This is a genomic window from Aequorivita sp. CIP111184 (assembly GCF_900489465.1).
Taxonomy (GTDB): Bacteria; Bacteroidota; Bacteroidia; order Flavobacteriales; family Flavobacteriaceae; genus Aequorivita.
Genome location: NZ_UEFQ01000030.1, coordinates 42150 through 57821, shown reverse-complemented (window position 1 = coordinate 57821; position 15672 = coordinate 42150). Strand labels below are relative to the sequence as shown.

The following is a 15672-nucleotide window of genomic DNA, read 5'->3' as shown; positions in this document are numbered from 1 at the left end:
AATTTACAATGAAAAAAGTATTGATTACTCTCGACTATAATCCAGATTCTGAAAAAGTTGTGAATATGGGTTATGAACTTTCCAAACTAATGAATGCTGAAATCTGTTTATTTCACGTACTTTCAGAAGTGAGATATTATGGAATGCAATATGAACCTTTTATGGGTTACGAAGGGTATGCTTTTCCTGTTGATTATAGAATTCAAGAAGAATTTGTGAAAGTAGCCCAAGATTATCTTGAAAAAACTAAACAGCATTTAAATAACGGAAACAATATTTCAACCCATTTGGCAGAAGGCGACACTGCAAAAACGATTTTGGAATACGCTGAAGAATGGAAAGCAGATTTAATTGTTATGGGAACCCACAGTCACGGAACGCTGGAAAAAATATTCTTGGGCACAGTTGCTTCAAGTGTTTTAGAGCATACAAAGATTCCAGTTTATATGGTACCAACGGGAAAATAATCTAAAATTTAGTATTCTTTACAGCGGTTTATCCTGCTCTAAATTTTCATTGTCTTCTCCACCTTGGCTGAAAAGTTTATTTTCTTCGTCACGCAGACCATTTCCATTAGATTTTTTTGCCTGGTTTCTCCCCGGAACATCTAAATCTTTTCCTTCAAAGTCAACTTTTTCATTACGGTCCCGAAGTTGTTGATCGTCACCACCATCTCCGTGAATGTTTGTTTGGGAAAGCATATCTTTATCGTGTTCTGTCACATTAGGATTATAAGGAAGTTTTTCCTCTTTAGATTTTTTATTTGAAACGTTTTTTTCTGATTTTTCTGAAGTTTTCATATATTAATATTTTTAAAAGGTTTATAATTTAAAGATATTTGAAATAATAAAAAACCGGGATCTATTTAACACATGTTAAATAAAAAATAACAGGTATTTAAGGATTATGGCTTAAATTGATACCTTCGCGAACAGAACGTTTCATTTTAAAAACAAAGTATGGCTTTAACCAATAATGATATAATGAAAAAACTACGCGTGGCCCACAAACTACGCGATGAGGACATTGTAAAGATATGTTCACTGGTGGATTTTGCAGTGACTAAAAGCGAGTTAGGTGCAATTTTTAGAAATGAAAACCATGAAAAATACATGGAATGTGGCGATCAGTTTCTTCGTAATTTCTTAAATGGTTTAGTGATTCATTTGCGGGGGCCAATGCCAGAAAAGAAGACAAGTAAAGTTCAGGACAAACCCAAACCCAAACCTATTCGTAAATATAACCCCAATCCTAAAAAATAAAAAAGCTGAATTAAATTTCTTTAATTCAGCTTCATTCACTTTTCGGGGTCTTAATTTTTAATACACGTATCTGCATGTTTTTCTGATTGTAGGATCTTCAAACAGATGATGATTTCCGTTTAAATAGCTTAATGTATGCTGTTTTTGCGATCCACATTTAATTCTCTTTTGAATATTTCGTAAGGTTTTCATAATTAATTGTATTTGGTTTTAAGAAATGGTGTTATTTAAAACGCCTTTTTAAATTCCAATTATACGCTTTGGAATTATTTGGTCTGTGCTGTTTTTCGTTGTTGTCCAATGTTCTCAATATTTTAATTTTTAATTGTTTAGGATTATTTTTAGCGATATCTTCTTTTCATATTCCAAGAATACGCTTTTGAAGTTTTCATTTTTTCAGTTAAAAGGTTGCTGTCTAAAGTTCTCATTGTAATTTGATTTATTGGGTTATACTTAAAAGACGCAAGAGTTTTATATTTGTTACAGTACTATGCAATACAAAGTAATGATTTAACGAAACATTAACTTTTATAAAATTTTTTGGGATAAAGTAATGGGAATAAATGTTTAACATACCATTAACCCCTAAAGCGTTGCCAATTGGTTGCAGGGTAGGTGGTTTCATCATATATTTGCAGCCATATTAAAGTTTTATTACCCAAAATCTCAATGAATACCATTAGAAAATCCGAAACAAATAAATTGAAGCGTGCCCATTTGTATTATAAATACACTGGGTTCTATTCCTTTGTGGGACAAAGTCTTAAAAAAGCTATTATTCCTATAGTTTTGGTTATTGTTGCATTAATAGTTCTGGATCTCTACGTTGTGGATTTCAGTAATCTCTTCACTTATATTACTAAAACCTATGCGCCAATAAATATTCTGTTAGTTTTTCTTGCTTCTGAATCATTATTGGGTCTAGTTCCACCAGAAATATTTATCGCTTGGAGCGATAAGATGCCGGAACCTATACTTTATTTGTCTCTCTTAGCAACTTTATCTTATATAGGTGGAATTATTTCCTACTTTATTGGAAAATGGATTTTTACTATTCCTCGTGTTTATGCCTATATGGAAGGAAAAATGAAGAAACATCTGAAGCAAATACGCAAATGGGGTGGTTTTCTTATTGTTGTTGGCGCATTATTGCCCATTCCATATTCCATAACTAGTATGGCGGCAGGCACCATTCATTATAAATTTAGAAATTATTTATTGTTTGGTTTGCTTCGTTTTGTGAGGTTTTACCTTTATGCCATTGCCATATTCAGTTTGCTATAGTACTTTTGGTATTCCAAAGCAGCTTGCTCTGGATGTTAAATCTTTATATTTTTAAAATTCCAATTTCTTTTAAATGAAGAAAAACGATCCCTACGCTGCATTAAGATTTCGGGAGTTTAATATTTTTCTTTTGGTTCGTTTTGCGATGGTGTTTGCATGGAGCATGCAGTTTGTCGTAATTGAATGGGAAGTATATAGTATCACTAAAAATCCACTTTCTTTAGGGATAATTGGTTTGATGGAAGTTATTCCTGCAGTCTCGATGGCTCTTTTTGCTGGTCACATAGTGGATCAACGTGAAAAACGAGGTTTGTTGTTTAAATGTATTTTTGGTTTTTCTGTAGTGAGTCTTGGACTTTTCTTGCTTACTTGGCCCAAGGTGGTTGGTGACCTTTCAACTAATACAGTGCTTTATGCGGTTTATTTTTTGGTTTTTCTTGGCGGAATTGTTCGGGCTTTTTTAGGGCCAACTATCTTTTCACTATTTTCTTTATTGGTTCCAAAAAAAGTGTATCCAAATGCCGCTACTTGGAGTAGTTCTGCATGGCAAATGGGATCTGTAGTTGGTCCTGCAGCGGGAGGTTTCTTTATTCATTGGATTGGTGTACATTGGTCTATGTGCTTTGTTTTTGCTTTTTCATTAATGGCTTTATTGCTGTTATTGCAGATTCCGAAGAAGCCTATTTTAAATCCGAATATTGGAGAACCAATAATGAAAAGTTTGAAAGAGGGAATTAAATTTGTTATGAATACGAGGGTGATTTTGGGAGCTCTTACTTTAGATATGTTTGCAGTGTTATTTGGAGGAGCAGTGGCTTTATTGCCTATTTATGCACAGGACATTCTTAAAGTAGGCCCTGAAGGTTTTGGAATACTTAGAGCTGCTCCGGCAGTTGGTGCATTGGTAATTATGTTTACCTCAGCACATTTTCCACTTAATAAAAATGCTGGATTGAAACTACTCGCAGCGATTTTGGGATTTGGTATCTGTATTATAATATTTGGCGTTTCAACGTGGTTTTGGGTTTCTGTAATAGCACTTTTTTTAAGCGGTGCTACAGATGGCATTTCAATGGTTATCCGCTCTACAATTTTACAGCTTAGAACTCCAGACGCTATGCGTGGCCGTGTAGCTTCTGTAAATTCTATGTTTGTTGGTTCTTCTAATGAATTGGGGGCTTTTGAAAGTGGGCTTACCGCAAAATTAATGGGAACCGTAACAGCTGTTGTTTTTGGCGGTGGAATGACAATACTTACCGTATTAGGTACTGGCGCATATTTTCCAAAGCTGCGAAACCTTGATTTAAGAAAGGATTTGGAAGAGCACGAGAGGGAGTAATACCAATTAGTTCCGTAAATTATTTTTCTTAAAAGTTAAACTCGCAGCGATCCTCGAAAATCTCTTCCCCCATAATAGGATTCCACGCCGTTGTGATAGATAAAATGTAAATAATTTTAGCAACGGTATTTAAGCATTTTTTTTTTAATGTATAAAAAAATCAACCTTCTGAATCATAGAACCATTCCTCAGCCTCTACAATTGCCTGCTGTATAGCTTTTTCTTCTGAAATGCCCCCTTTCTTCATTAACTGCTGTGCAATTTCTAAAGCTTTTTGTTTTACTTGTGGTGTCAACCCATCGAGTGCTGGCTTGAAATTTTCGAATATCCAGTTTATGTTACTCATTGAAAGTATTAATTTTCTTAAAAGTAATACTTAAATAGTTCATTTTAAAAAAATTATAAAGTCGATTCAATAATCCTTAAAGGATATGCTTCCTTCATTTTTTTCAAATCTTTTTCAGTAATTTCCTTTGCAGTGATTTTTAAAACTTCTGAAACATATTTTTCACGCAACTCAAAATATGCTTTCGCAATTTCATCCTGTACGGAAATGAATTCTTGATAGGGCACTTCACGGTGGATTGATAAAGAAATAGAAGCTTTTTTAGAATTGTCTGAGAAAGTTGGAAGCTTTCTGCCATTACAATATAAACAAGAGTTATCGGCATTATTATCGATGAAAACTTTTAGGGCATCTTTTAGCTCTTCGAGAGTTATATAGGTTTCATTAGCCATGATTTCACCTTTTTCATTTACGCTGATGGCAAAAATATTATTCTGTTTTATGAGAATATTACAATCAGCACCGGGCGGACAAGGTTGAGGAAGGTTACTTGCGATTCCTTTATCATTAGGAATCATTGAGGTTACTAAAAAGAAAATCAAAAGTAAAAAAGCGATGTCGGCCATACTACCGGCGTTTACGGAGGGCATGTTAGAATTTCTCATAATTAAAATGGTTTTTGTGTTCTCTTTTCAGAAAACAATAAAAGTGCCACAATAAGATAGTTTTGAGAATTTCCTAATTCAATAAAGAAAACTATTAAAAGAATTATTTGAATAGTTCAAGTAAAAGAAGTGATGATTTTATTATAAAAAATTTAAAAACCTGAAGGAGGAGGAACCGTTTTGGTTTCTTGATTGTTCATATCTACACTTACATCTTCCAAGGATTTAGCAATAAATCCATTTCTGAAAATAATCAAATTTATATAAAGATCAATAGCTGTGTCAACATCTGCATTATTTCTAAATGTGCTGTCATTTATAAAGCCTTTTATATGCCAGGTTTGAGTAGTATTATCTATATATGCGTAGATTTGATATCCCTCAATATTACTTTCAGCCAAATTACTATGGATTGTAATATTAGTATCGTTTGTTCCTGTCACTAAAAAATAAAATCCCTGTACAGTAACTAGATAATCATTTGCTGAAATTTTGGAATCATAATTTTGAAGTCCAATTGCATTGGTATTTTTAAATACGAACTGAACATAATTTATGGGACCATATTTACTTTGATCAATATCATATTTAACAATTTGCTCATCTGTTTTTTTAATCAGTAGTTTAGATCCTCTAATTTCGGGATAATCTCCAGGATTTTCCAAATACAACTTCTTTCCCACCAAAACGCTTCCCGTTACATCAAGCATAGCAGAAGGGTTTGGATTGTTAATACCTACTTGTGCTATTATAATGGCGCTATTCAGCAGACAAAAAAATAGCAGAAAACAGTTAATTTTAAGCATCATGTTTACTTATAAGTTAGGTATTGAGGATGCTACGCCTGTATTTGATCCATTCAGATTTGTTGTTATGACAGGCAGGTTTCTGAAATAAGATTTATCATAAATAATAAACGTTACATGATACTTTATTCCTTGGGAATTATTTGTAAAATCTAGAAATCTGTTTCGAATCTCTAAATGCCAAGTGCCATTTTGTATAAAAGTTCTCGTTACAAAAGCTCCTATTGAGTTGGTAGAACCAGTTGGGGTTTTCTTTACAGCATCACCCAAATATCTAAAATTTGCTACACCAACAATATATTTATTGGCATCAAACTGTAAATCTACATCGGTAAGATTATCTAAATGTATGTTGTCGAATTTATAATTAACTACATTAATAGGGGCTACGGTAAGTGAATCTACGTTGAGTACAGTAATTTCCCCAACTGGAGATGAATTTGTAAGACGTGTCAACAATTTAAAGTTCTCGTCAGTGATTTTCACCGTAGGTAAAAGCCCAGTTTTAAATTCTTTCTGTACTAAAAGGGAACCATTAATATCTAATTCGGCTTGTGGATTTAACGTACCAACGCCTACTTGAGCAAAGCCGATATTTATAATAAAAAGAAGTAGAAATGTAATTTTATCCATATTGTTCAATTTATAATTGGAGTGCTTGCACTTCCGTTAGAACCATTATTCATAGGTATGTTTACTGTTCCAAATTGTTTAGAAAGATCTTTTGAATAAATGAGAGTGGTTATTGTCCAAGTACCAATTTCCGAGGGGTTTTTATTATTTGCAGAAGGGTAGTCCGCAATAATATGCCAAGTTCCATTTTTTATAAAAGCCGAGGTATATGGTATGCTGGAGTTGCGCCCTTGGTTTGTATTCATAATAAGCTCCCTATTAAAATGGGCTGAAATAGTATTTAATACATAATCATTGGCATTTACCCTAGTATCAAAATCCAATACCCAATCTAGGTTTGGGTTTTCAATTAAATATACTTGTATATACCCCAAAGCAGTACCTGTGGGATTACTTACATCCAGTGTTTTAAAAAATTGTTGATTATCTTGAATTAAAAATGTAGAGGTATCTAAGTCTTTGAGCGCATTGATTTCATAAATTTCTATGGAATCAGAAATTTTCATATTCCCGGCAACCTCTAAGGCTTTACGCGGTGATGTTGTATTTATACCTACTTGCGAATGAACTTTACAAAAAGCGCACATCAATAACCCTAGGAAAAAATATGTGTTGTAGGTCATTTCATACAGATTTGGGTCACAAATCTATACACTAATTTGAATAGTAACCATTAATTATTGTTAAATTTTGTATTTAATCGGAATTAAAGCGCTTATTATCGTAAAAATACCAATTAATTGATATAAATGTTAAAATATTTAATTTCTAAATTAATGAGATGAAAAAAAATCAATTAATAATTTAATTATCAAAAAAATAAAAGATTAATGGTAATTTTAAACTTTTCAACCTTTTATAAATGATAAAGACCGAAAGTCATACAGCCCCAAAAGATTTCATTTCCTATTTGATGACTAATGGTGGTTTACCAAAATCTGAGGCGGAGGAATTGTCATTTCCGCTAAAGCGAATGCACTATAAAAAAGGAAGCATTCTCTTAAAAAGAGGAGATGTCTGCAAGCATTCTTTTTTTGTTGAAAAAGGCCTTCTAAGATCCTATATGCTGGACGAGGAGGGTAAGGAACACGTAATACAGTTTGCTCCCGAGAATTGGTTTATTGTAGATAGAAGCAGCGTTTATTTTAATGATCCTTCCGAAAGCTATATTGAAGCGATTGAAGATACTGAAGTTGTTTTTATTGGTGAAGATTTTATGTGCCATGCAGCCACGGTGAGTTCTATATTTGGACGTTATAATGATAAGTTATTGCATAACCACATTCGGCAAATGCAAAAACGTATCAATCTATTATTAGGAGCCACTGCTGAAAAGAGATACCTCAGTTTTATTGAAATGTACCCAGATTTATTGCTTCGCGTACCGCAATGGATGATCGCTTCCTATTTAGGAATTACACCCGAAAGTTTGAGTCGTGTTCGTAAGGAATTAGCTCATAAAAACTTTAAACCAAGTTAGTCGGGAAGGGGTACAAATTCTGTTTCTCCGGGTACTTTTGAAAATCGTTGCGCTTTCCAATCCTCTCTCGCTTTTTCAATAGTTTCTTTTTCAGAAGCTACAAAATTCCAGTGAATATGGCGTTCTTCGGGAAAAGGATCGCCTCCGAAAATGTAAACTGTAGTATTTTCTGCCATTTCAAATTCGCAGAGTTTACTATCATTTGCCACTAAAATTTGTTTGGGTTGGTATGTAATTCCCTCACTATAAATATTTCCTTCCAAAATATAAAGACCGCTTTCGCCAAACAAATAGTCCCCAATACGTACTTTCCGTTTTTTTCCACTTTTCAGTTCAAGAAAATACAAATTGCTGTGAACGGGAACGGGCGATTTTTTGCCAAATACTTCCCCAGCAATAACCTTTATGGAAACACCATCTTTTTCAAAATGTGGGATTTCCTGCTTATTAGTGTGATGAAATGAAGGTTCCATTTGTTCCAAGTGCTTCGGAAGCGCCACCCAAATTTGTAATCCATGAAGTGTTTTTTTTGTTCTCCTAAGACTTACCGGAGTTCTTTCAGAATGAACAACGCCCTTGCCAGCTGTCATCCAATTTACTGCGCCCGGTGTAATTTCCACTTCTGATCCTAAACTGTCGCGATGCATAATACTGCCTTCAAAAAGATAGGTTAAAGTAGATAGCCCGATATGGGGATGTGGGGGAACATCAAGATTTTGAGTTTCATCCATTCTTACAGGGCCCATATGATCTATAAATGCGAATGGACCAACCATTCTTTTTTCGCGGAAAGGCAACAACCTACCAACCATAAAGTTACCAATGTTGGCGGCGCGTTCTGGAATTATTGTTTTAAGGTTTGACATAGTTTTAAATTTAAAAAGGATGTTTTGGTAGGTCTAGACTGGGCTAGACTTGTCAAAAACATCCTCTAAGATAATTACTTTTTTATTCTAAATATCCAAATTTACCCATGTTGAAATCACTTATAGCCTGTGCAAGTTCGCCACGAGTGTTCATTACAAATGGCCCTTGGGCAGCAATCGGTTCATTTATGGGTTCGCCGCTAAGTATTAAAACCACTGCATCATCTGTTGCTTCAATGGTAAATTCTTCTCCTTTATTTGCAAGCAGACCCAAACTATCAGTTTTTATTTCATCTTTATTGTTCACTTTTATATTTCCTTCAATCACTAAAACTGTGGTATTGTAGCTCTCAGGAAAACTGAAAGTTGCTTTTCCGCCATTGTTCAACTTTGCATTTAGCATGTTAACTGGAGTAAAAGTAAAAGCGGGTCCTTTTTCTCCCTTATAATCACCTGCAATTACTTCAATAATGCCAGCGTTATCGGGGAGTTGAACTTTTTTCATTTGAGCATTTGTTATACCCTGATATTTTGGTGCGCTCATTTTGTCTTTTGCCGGAAGATTTATCCACAATTGAACCATCTGAAAATATCCCCCAGCTTTACTAAATTCTTCTTCGTGATATTCTTTGTGAAGAATTCCCGAAGCAGCCGTCATCCATTGCACATCGCCTTCACCAATCACACCGCTATTACCAGCGCTGTCGTGATGAGCTACGCTTCCTTTATATGCAATAGTAACGGTTTCAAAACCTCTGTGTGGATGCACGCCCACCCCACGAGGCTGATCAGTAGGAGGAAAGTAAAACTTACTGTTATAATCCATCATTATAAAAGGATCCATCCGTTCAAAACCTTCCTCTATTCCGGAAGGAATATATTGATGTACCCTAAAACCATCTCCAACCATGTGGGGTCGGGGAGGTGTCAATACGCGTTCTATTTGTCGTGTTTTCATTTTTAATTATTTTTATTTATACTGTAAAATTACATTGTAAATTGCTGTTTTACATTGATGTATGATAAGAAGTTTATTGGTGAACTAAAATTCGAAAAGAGTGATTAGACCGATAAAAAAAATCGAGATCTATATTTAAATTAATATAGCTCTCGATTCTTAAAAGGGGAGTACTGAATTTTAAAATTATTGTTTTATAAACTGAAGCGAAGCAATTAACTTCACTTTATCACTTACAACAACATTTCCTGCCTCGGTAACTGCGCTCCAAGTAAGATCGAAGTCTTTTCGGTTTATTTGACCCTCAAATTCAAAACCAGCTTTTGTTTGTCCGTAAGGATCTACAGCAGTTCCATTGTATTCGGTGTCCAAGGTTACTTCTCTTGTAATGCCTTTTATAGTCAAATCGCCAACTATTTTTTCACCGTCAAAAGATTTAGATTTGAAGATTAGTTTTGGATTCTTTTCAGCTCCAAAAAAATCATCACTCTTTAAATGATTGTCACGATCTTTATTATTGGTATTGACCGAGTCAATATCTGCAGAAAATGAAAAAGCTCCATTTTTGAAATCATCGTTGGTAGTTTCTACTTTTCCTTCGAACTTCTCAAAACTACCGCTTACGGTAGAAATCATCATGTGTTTTACTTTAAAATTGATTTCGGAATGCGTAGTATCAATATTCCAAGTTGTTTTTGTGTTTTCCATATCTTTAAATTTTAAGTTATTAATTATTTACACTGCAAATTTATGGTTCAGAATAAAGTCTCGCATTGATGTATGTTAAGAAATGAAATGTGCTCAATTTCAGAAATTTAATTTTCAATATAAAATTCGATTTTAAAAATTTGCAATGATTTTTTAACTGATAGTTTTTAACAGAAGTTTATGGCAAATGAGCAATTACTTAAACGTATCGCAGAATAGAGTATAAAGGAATTTTCATACTTTTGAAGACTACCAAAAATTGCGTTGGAAAAAAAAGAAGAAAAAAAATCAAAATCGAGAAAGTACAGGTTTTTAAGAATCATTGCGAGGATTTTCGCGGTTCTTATAATCCTGTTCATTTTGCTTGTGCTTTTCATCCGCAGCCCTTGGGGGCAAGATATTATTGTGCAGCGCGTCGTAAATTATGTTTCTGGAAAAACCCAAACCAAAGTTGAGATAGATAAACTCTTCATTACATTCGACGGAAATATTATGCTGAATGGTCTTTACTTGGAAGACAAAAAAGGCGATACTTTAATTTATTCAAAATCTTTGGAAGCAGATGTGCCTTTGCTTCCTATTATTCGCGGGAACGGAATTGGTGTGAATTATCTGGATTGGCAAGGTTTGCGCGCCAACATAATTCGGAAGGATTCCATACATGGTTATAATTTTCAATTCTTAATTGACGCTTTTGCTTCAGCAGATACTACAACGGTTGCAACAGATAATACTTCGACGCCTATGAAAATTATTTTGGGCGAAGTTAATTTTAAGGATTTTAATATTGTTTTTAACGATGCGGTTTTGGGTATTGATAGCCAATTTCAAATAGGCAGACTCGGACTCCAAATGAAGAAAACCGATTTGGAAAACATGGATTTCCGCGCTTCCGAAGCTTCCATTGCCAACGCCCGCATTAAGTATATTCAATCTCCCGTGCCGCCAACGCCAAAGGAAGATACACCTTTGCCATATTTGGCTTTGGATGAACTTTCTCTAAAAAATGTATTTGTTGACTATCAATCTTATGGGGATAGAATTGCTGCAAACCTGGAGGTTTCAGATTTATACCTTGAATTGCCGAAAGCAGATTTAACAAATAACGATATTGAAATTGGTGATTTCCGTTTGAAGAATTCAATTATCAAAATAAATACAGAAACCGAAACTAACGGTATTACTCAAAAAGCGGAAGAAGTAAAGGATAAAGTAAAAGAGGATATTCAAAAATTTGAGTGGCCAAACTTCAATATTGGTGTTGCAAATATTAATTTGGAGGGGAATAATATTAGCTATTTTGTTGGGAAGAATGAAGTGAAAAAGGACGTTTTTAACCCAAATGCTATTTCACTTCAAAACTTTATCTTGAAAGCGAATGATGTTTTTCTAAAAGATAAAAAAGCAGGTTTGCAATTGGATGCATTAACTTTTGAAGAAGGTTCTGGATTGAATTTGAAAGAAATGGCTCTGAATCTTGAGGTTACAGATAGTTTTCTGGAAGTAAATGATTTAAAAATTGCACTAAATAACAACCAGCTTAATGGCAAAGCGCGGTTGGATTACTCAGCATTGGCCAATTTAATTGAAACGCCAGACCAATCAAAAATTGCTTTAGACTTTCCTTCCTTTCAATTGGATTTAAAGGAAATTTTCAAATTTCAGCCAGAGCTTAAAAAGAATGAATATTTAAGAACCCTCAGTAAAAAATATGTTTCCGGAAATGTGGAAGCTTCGGGCTATTTGTCTGCAATAGAAATTCCAGATTTGAATATTCGCTGGGGAAATACAACGCGCATTTCCGCAAATGGATTTATTCAGAATGCTACAAATCCTGATAATTTAAAATTTAATATTCCCCGTTTTTCCGCACAAACCAAGCGAAACGATCTTACACAGTTTGTAAGTGAAAAAGATTTAGGCGTCAGTTTGCCACAAGACGTTTCACTTAAAGGAAGTGCAAAAGGAGACTTGAAAGATGTTTATGCAAAAGCGAATTTAACAACCTCACAGGGAATCGCAACAATTGATGGCCATTTCAAAAACGATTCGCAAATTGCTTTTGATGCCGATATTGAAATAAAGGAATATAAGTTGAATGAACTGCTGAAAAATGATCAACTCGGCACATTGAGTTTAATCTTAAAAACAAATGGTTCTGGAAACGACATAAATACCTTGGATGCTACTTTGGATGCAAATATTTCCAGTTTTCAGTTTAATAATTATGCCATTAAAGATTTGGCGATAAACGGAAAAATAAAAGAAGGAAAGGGCGATGTGGTTTCAAAATATAAAGATCAAAATCTAAATTTAGATTTGAAAGCCGATGTAATTTTAGATTCTGTTTCTCCAAAAGTGAGCGCACATTTAAACATCATTGGCGCAAATCTGCAATCATTGGGATTAATAGATCGCGATGTGCGAACGGCCCTAAAATTGGATGCCGATTTTGAAGGTAATAAAGATGGCTTTGACGTTATTTCAACCATCGGCGATGGAGTTGTGGTTTATGATGATAAAACTTATTTACTTGGCGATGTTTTGGCTACCGCACACGTTAGGAGCGATACCACTTCTATTTGGCTCGATAATAAAATGGTGCAACTTAGTTTGGAAAGTAATACAGATCCTGCAACTTTCAGTACAGCCGTTCAACGCCACGTTTCCAGTTATTTTTCTAAAAACACAAAACTTCCCGATAGTATAAAACGTCCCGTAAAACTAGATATACGTGGTAAAATTGTTGAATCCCCAGTTTTAAATGATGTGTTTTTAGTTAATGTGAAAAAGCTCGATACCGTAAAAATTGCTGTAAATTTTAATGAAGCTGCCCGAAAATTACAGGCAGACATCCGCGCGCCCAAAATTGTTTATGGAGGAAATGAGTTGGATAGTTTGGCATTCACGATGAATACAGACAAAGAAAAATTTGTTTTCGATTTGGGTTTCAACAATCTAAAAGGCGGCCCTTTGGATATTCCGAAAACAAAAATTACTGGAAACCAGCAAAACAATGAGCTTAGTTTGAGCTTCAATTCCACTTATAAAGACAGTACTTTAATTAATATTCAATCACAGATTAGCGGCACTTCGGAAGCACTTCGTTTTCATATTTTACCCGAGGATCTAATATTGGATAGAAATCTTTGGGAAACTCCCGAAAGCAATGAAGTTTTAATAACAAAAAATACTATTGAATTTACTGATTTTCGGTTTAGCAGAAATAATTCAGTAGTGGAATTGACACATAAACTCATAGGCGTTTCGCAAAACCACGCGGCAATTACTTTTGAAAATTTCAAATTAAGTGAGATTTTAAATTATTTAAATCCGGAAAAAGAATTGGCACACGGAAATTTGAATGGAAGTCTTACTGTTGTTGAACCCTTCGGAAATTCTGGGCTTTTAGCAGATCTTACTGTTGAAAAATTTAATTTACTAGATACAGATATGGGGAAACTTACGGTTGATGCAAAATCAAAGGGAGGGAATAGTTATGATTTTGATTTAGCTTTAAAGGAAGGTGATATAGATTTAGATCTTACCGGTGATTACATCGCTACTTCAACTGTAGCACAGCTCAATTTGGATTTGAATATAAACGAATTTAAAATGCGAGCACTTGAAGGACTTTCTTTAGGCGAAATAAAAGATGCTGATGGTAGTTTTTCTGGAAAATTCGATGTCTCCGGAAGTCCCACTAAACCAAAATATGAAGGTAATTTAAAGTTTAGCAATGCAGATTTTACTGTAACAAAACTCAATGCGCCTTTCACATTGGCAAGCGAAACCTTGAGAATAGATAATCAAGGGCTTTACATGGACAACTTTACCGTTCAAGATGAAAATAGTAATGAATTGGTACTATCTGGAAAAGTTGGCACGGAAAGTTTCATAAATCCAACATTTGATTTAAAGATAAATGCGGAAAAATTTCAAGTGTTGAATGCCACAAAAGATGATAATGATTTTCTATACGGTACAGCGTCATTTAACGCAAATGCTACTTTAACTGGCGATCTAGATATTCCAAAGTTGGATGCGAAAATTACTGTTAACGATAACACAGATATTACTTATATTTTACCTTCATCTGCAGTTGCAATTGAAGAGCGTGACGGAATAGTAGTTTTTGTAAATAGAGAGAATCCAGACGCTATTTTAACACGAACAAAACAAGAAACCGCTACTCTCAGTGGATTTGATGTAAATGCACTTCTTAAAATAGGAAAAAAAGCAAAAGTTACTATTATTATTGATCAGGAAACTGGTGATAATTTTGAAGTTTTTGGAGATGGCGAGTTTGATTTTACAATGAATCCGAATGGAAGAATGTCGTTGAGCGGAGTGTATGATATTGCTGGCGGACATTACGAAATGACTCTTTATAGTCTAGTAAATCGCCGTTTTGAACTTTCTGAAGGAAGCCGCGTTAGTTGGTCTGGAGATCCTTTTGATGCCAAGCTGGATATAAAAGCGATTTATAAAGTTGAAGCCTCCGCGTCTGCGCTGATGGCACCTATTAGTTCTGGATCAGATCCTTCCGTAAAAAGTAAATATCGCCAAGTATTGCCATTTTACGTGTATTTAAATGTAGATGGGGAACTTACCAAACCTGTAATTTCCTTTGATCTTGATATGCCTAAGGATGAACAGGGGGCGATTGGCGGACAGGTTTATGGTAGATTACAACAAGTAAACCAACAGGAAGGCGAATTAAACAGACAAGTTTTTTCACTTTTGGTATTGAATCGTTTTTATCCAGAACCCGGAAGTGACGGTAGTGGCGGCGGTTTTGCAACGGTAGCTCGTGATAATTTGAACGACGCGCTTTCCGATCAATTAAATACTTTTTCGAATAAGCTTTTGGGAAGTTCTGGTGTAGAATTAGATTTTGGTTTGGATAGTTACACTGATTATCAAGGTGAATCTCCGCAAGAACGCACCCAGCTTGATATTGCAGCACAGAAAAAACTGTTTGATGACAGGTTGATTGTGCGTGTGGGCAGCGAAGTAGATTTACAGGGAAGCAGCTCCACAGATGAACCGGCACCACTAATTGGCAACGTGAGTCTGGAATACTTACTAACAGAAAATGGCAGGTATAGGTTAAAAGGATTTAGGAGAAATGAGTTTGAAAATGTTATTGACGGTCAGACAATCGTTAGTGGAATAGCACTTATTTTTACACAGGAATTCAACAAATTTGATGACTTGTGGCAAGCCATTCTTCGGGGTGAAACAGAAAAGGAAAAAGCAGCTAGAAAAGAGGCCGACGAAAAAATGAAAGAGAAAAAAGCACAAGAAGAGCAGAAGAAGGAAAGTGAAAAAATTGAGCAAGTAAAAAAGAAGGATTCTGTTATAGAAACGAAATAACAGAAG

General features: G+C 34.6%; 16 protein-coding genes. 6 read left to right on the top strand and 10 right to left on the bottom strand.

Features of this window, described 5'->3' with window-relative positions; genetic code table 11:
* Positions 1-8: 8 nt before the first annotated feature.
* Positions 9-467 (top strand): universal stress protein, encoded by a 459-nt coding sequence (locus tag AEQU1_RS14690; protein WP_111882308.1) that lies wholly within the window; start codon positions 9-11, stop codon positions 465-467.
* Between the two features lie 18 nt (positions 468-485).
* Here the strand turns inward: AEQU1_RS14690 and AEQU1_RS14685 are convergent, their stop codons facing one another.
* Positions 486-800, bottom strand: a complete 315-nt coding sequence (locus tag AEQU1_RS14685) for a hypothetical protein (protein WP_111882307.1) — start codon at positions 798-800, stop codon at positions 486-488.
* Positions 801-959: 159 nt separating this feature from the next.
* On the opposite strand from AEQU1_RS14685, the gene AEQU1_RS14680 reads away from it, so the two are divergent.
* The 3 genes from AEQU1_RS14680 to AEQU1_RS14670 all read left to right on the top strand — a co-directional run bounded on the left by AEQU1_RS14680 (position 960) and on the right by AEQU1_RS14670 (position 3885).
* Positions 960-1262 carry a DUF1456 family protein gene (locus AEQU1_RS14680; protein ID WP_111882305.1) on the top strand — a complete coding sequence of 101 codons (303 nt, stop codon included), beginning with the start codon at positions 960-962 and terminating at the stop codon, positions 1260-1262.
* Positions 1263-1931: 669 nt separating this feature from the next.
* Positions 1932-2546: a YqaA family protein gene (locus AEQU1_RS14675; protein ID WP_111882304.1), complete on the top strand. Its 615-nt coding sequence runs from the start codon at positions 1932-1934 to the stop codon at positions 2544-2546.
* A 73-nt stretch (positions 2547-2619) separates the two neighbouring features.
* Positions 2620-3885 carry an MFS transporter gene (locus AEQU1_RS14670; protein ID WP_111882302.1) on the top strand — a complete coding sequence of 422 codons (1266 nt, stop codon included), beginning with the start codon at positions 2620-2622 and terminating at the stop codon, positions 3883-3885.
* Positions 3886-3920: 35 nt separating this feature from the next.
* Here the strand turns inward: AEQU1_RS14670 and AEQU1_RS16455 are convergent, their stop codons facing one another.
* The 6 genes from AEQU1_RS16455 to AEQU1_RS14640 form a co-directional block, all read right to left on the bottom strand.
* On the bottom strand, positions 3921-3986 hold the full coding sequence (locus AEQU1_RS16455; protein ID WP_111882470.1) for a hypothetical protein: 66 nt from the start codon (positions 3984-3986) through the stop codon (positions 3921-3923).
* Positions 3987-4045: 59 nt separating this feature from the next.
* Positions 4046-4231, bottom strand: a complete 186-nt coding sequence (locus tag AEQU1_RS14660; RefSeq protein ID WP_111882300.1) for a hypothetical protein — start codon at positions 4229-4231, stop codon at positions 4046-4048.
* Positions 4232-4284: 53 nt separating this feature from the next.
* Positions 4285-4836: a biopolymer transporter ExbD gene (locus tag AEQU1_RS14655; protein WP_111882299.1), complete on the bottom strand. Its 552-nt coding sequence runs from the start codon at positions 4834-4836 to the stop codon at positions 4285-4287.
* Between the two features lie 152 nt (positions 4837-4988).
* Complete coding sequence (locus tag AEQU1_RS14650; RefSeq protein ID WP_146743762.1) at positions 4989-5645, bottom strand: hypothetical protein; 657 nt, start codon at positions 5643-5645, stop codon at positions 4989-4991.
* Positions 5646-5651: 6 nt separating this feature from the next.
* Positions 5652-6275 carry a hypothetical protein gene (locus AEQU1_RS14645; protein WP_111882296.1) on the bottom strand — a complete coding sequence of 208 codons (624 nt, stop codon included), beginning with the start codon at positions 6273-6275 and terminating at the stop codon, positions 5652-5654.
* A 5-nt stretch (positions 6276-6280) separates the two neighbouring features.
* Complete coding sequence (locus AEQU1_RS14640) at positions 6281-6898, bottom strand: hypothetical protein (RefSeq protein ID WP_146743761.1); 618 nt, start codon at positions 6896-6898, stop codon at positions 6281-6283.
* Positions 6899-7137: 239 nt separating this feature from the next.
* On the opposite strand from AEQU1_RS14640, the gene AEQU1_RS14635 reads away from it, so the two are divergent.
* On the top strand, positions 7138-7755 hold the full coding sequence (locus tag AEQU1_RS14635) for a Crp/Fnr family transcriptional regulator (RefSeq protein WP_111882292.1): 618 nt from the start codon (positions 7138-7140) through the stop codon (positions 7753-7755).
* Here the strand turns inward: AEQU1_RS14635 and AEQU1_RS14630 are convergent.
* From AEQU1_RS14630 to AEQU1_RS14620, 3 genes are all read right to left on the bottom strand, one after another.
* Positions 7752-8621, bottom strand: coding sequence for a pirin family protein (locus AEQU1_RS14630; RefSeq protein WP_111882291.1), 870 nt, complete (start codon positions 8619-8621; stop codon positions 7752-7754). The genes AEQU1_RS14635 and AEQU1_RS14630 overlap by 4 nt on opposite strands.
* 82 nt (positions 8622-8703) lie before the next feature.
* A complete protein-coding gene (locus AEQU1_RS14625; protein WP_111882290.1) occupies positions 8704-9579 on the bottom strand; it encodes a pirin family protein in 876 nt (291 codons plus the stop codon).
* 186 nt (positions 9580-9765) lie between these two features.
* On the bottom strand, positions 9766-10287 hold the full coding sequence (locus tag AEQU1_RS14620; protein WP_111882288.1) for a YceI family protein: 522 nt from the start codon (positions 10285-10287) through the stop codon (positions 9766-9768).
* Between the two features lie 264 nt (positions 10288-10551).
* On the opposite strand from AEQU1_RS14620, the gene AEQU1_RS14615 reads away from it, so the two are divergent.
* Positions 10552-15666 carry a translocation/assembly module TamB domain-containing protein gene (locus AEQU1_RS14615; RefSeq protein ID WP_111882287.1) on the top strand — a complete coding sequence of 1705 codons (5115 nt, stop codon included), beginning with the start codon at positions 10552-10554 and terminating at the stop codon, positions 15664-15666.
* Positions 15667-15672 lie beyond the last annotated feature (6 nt).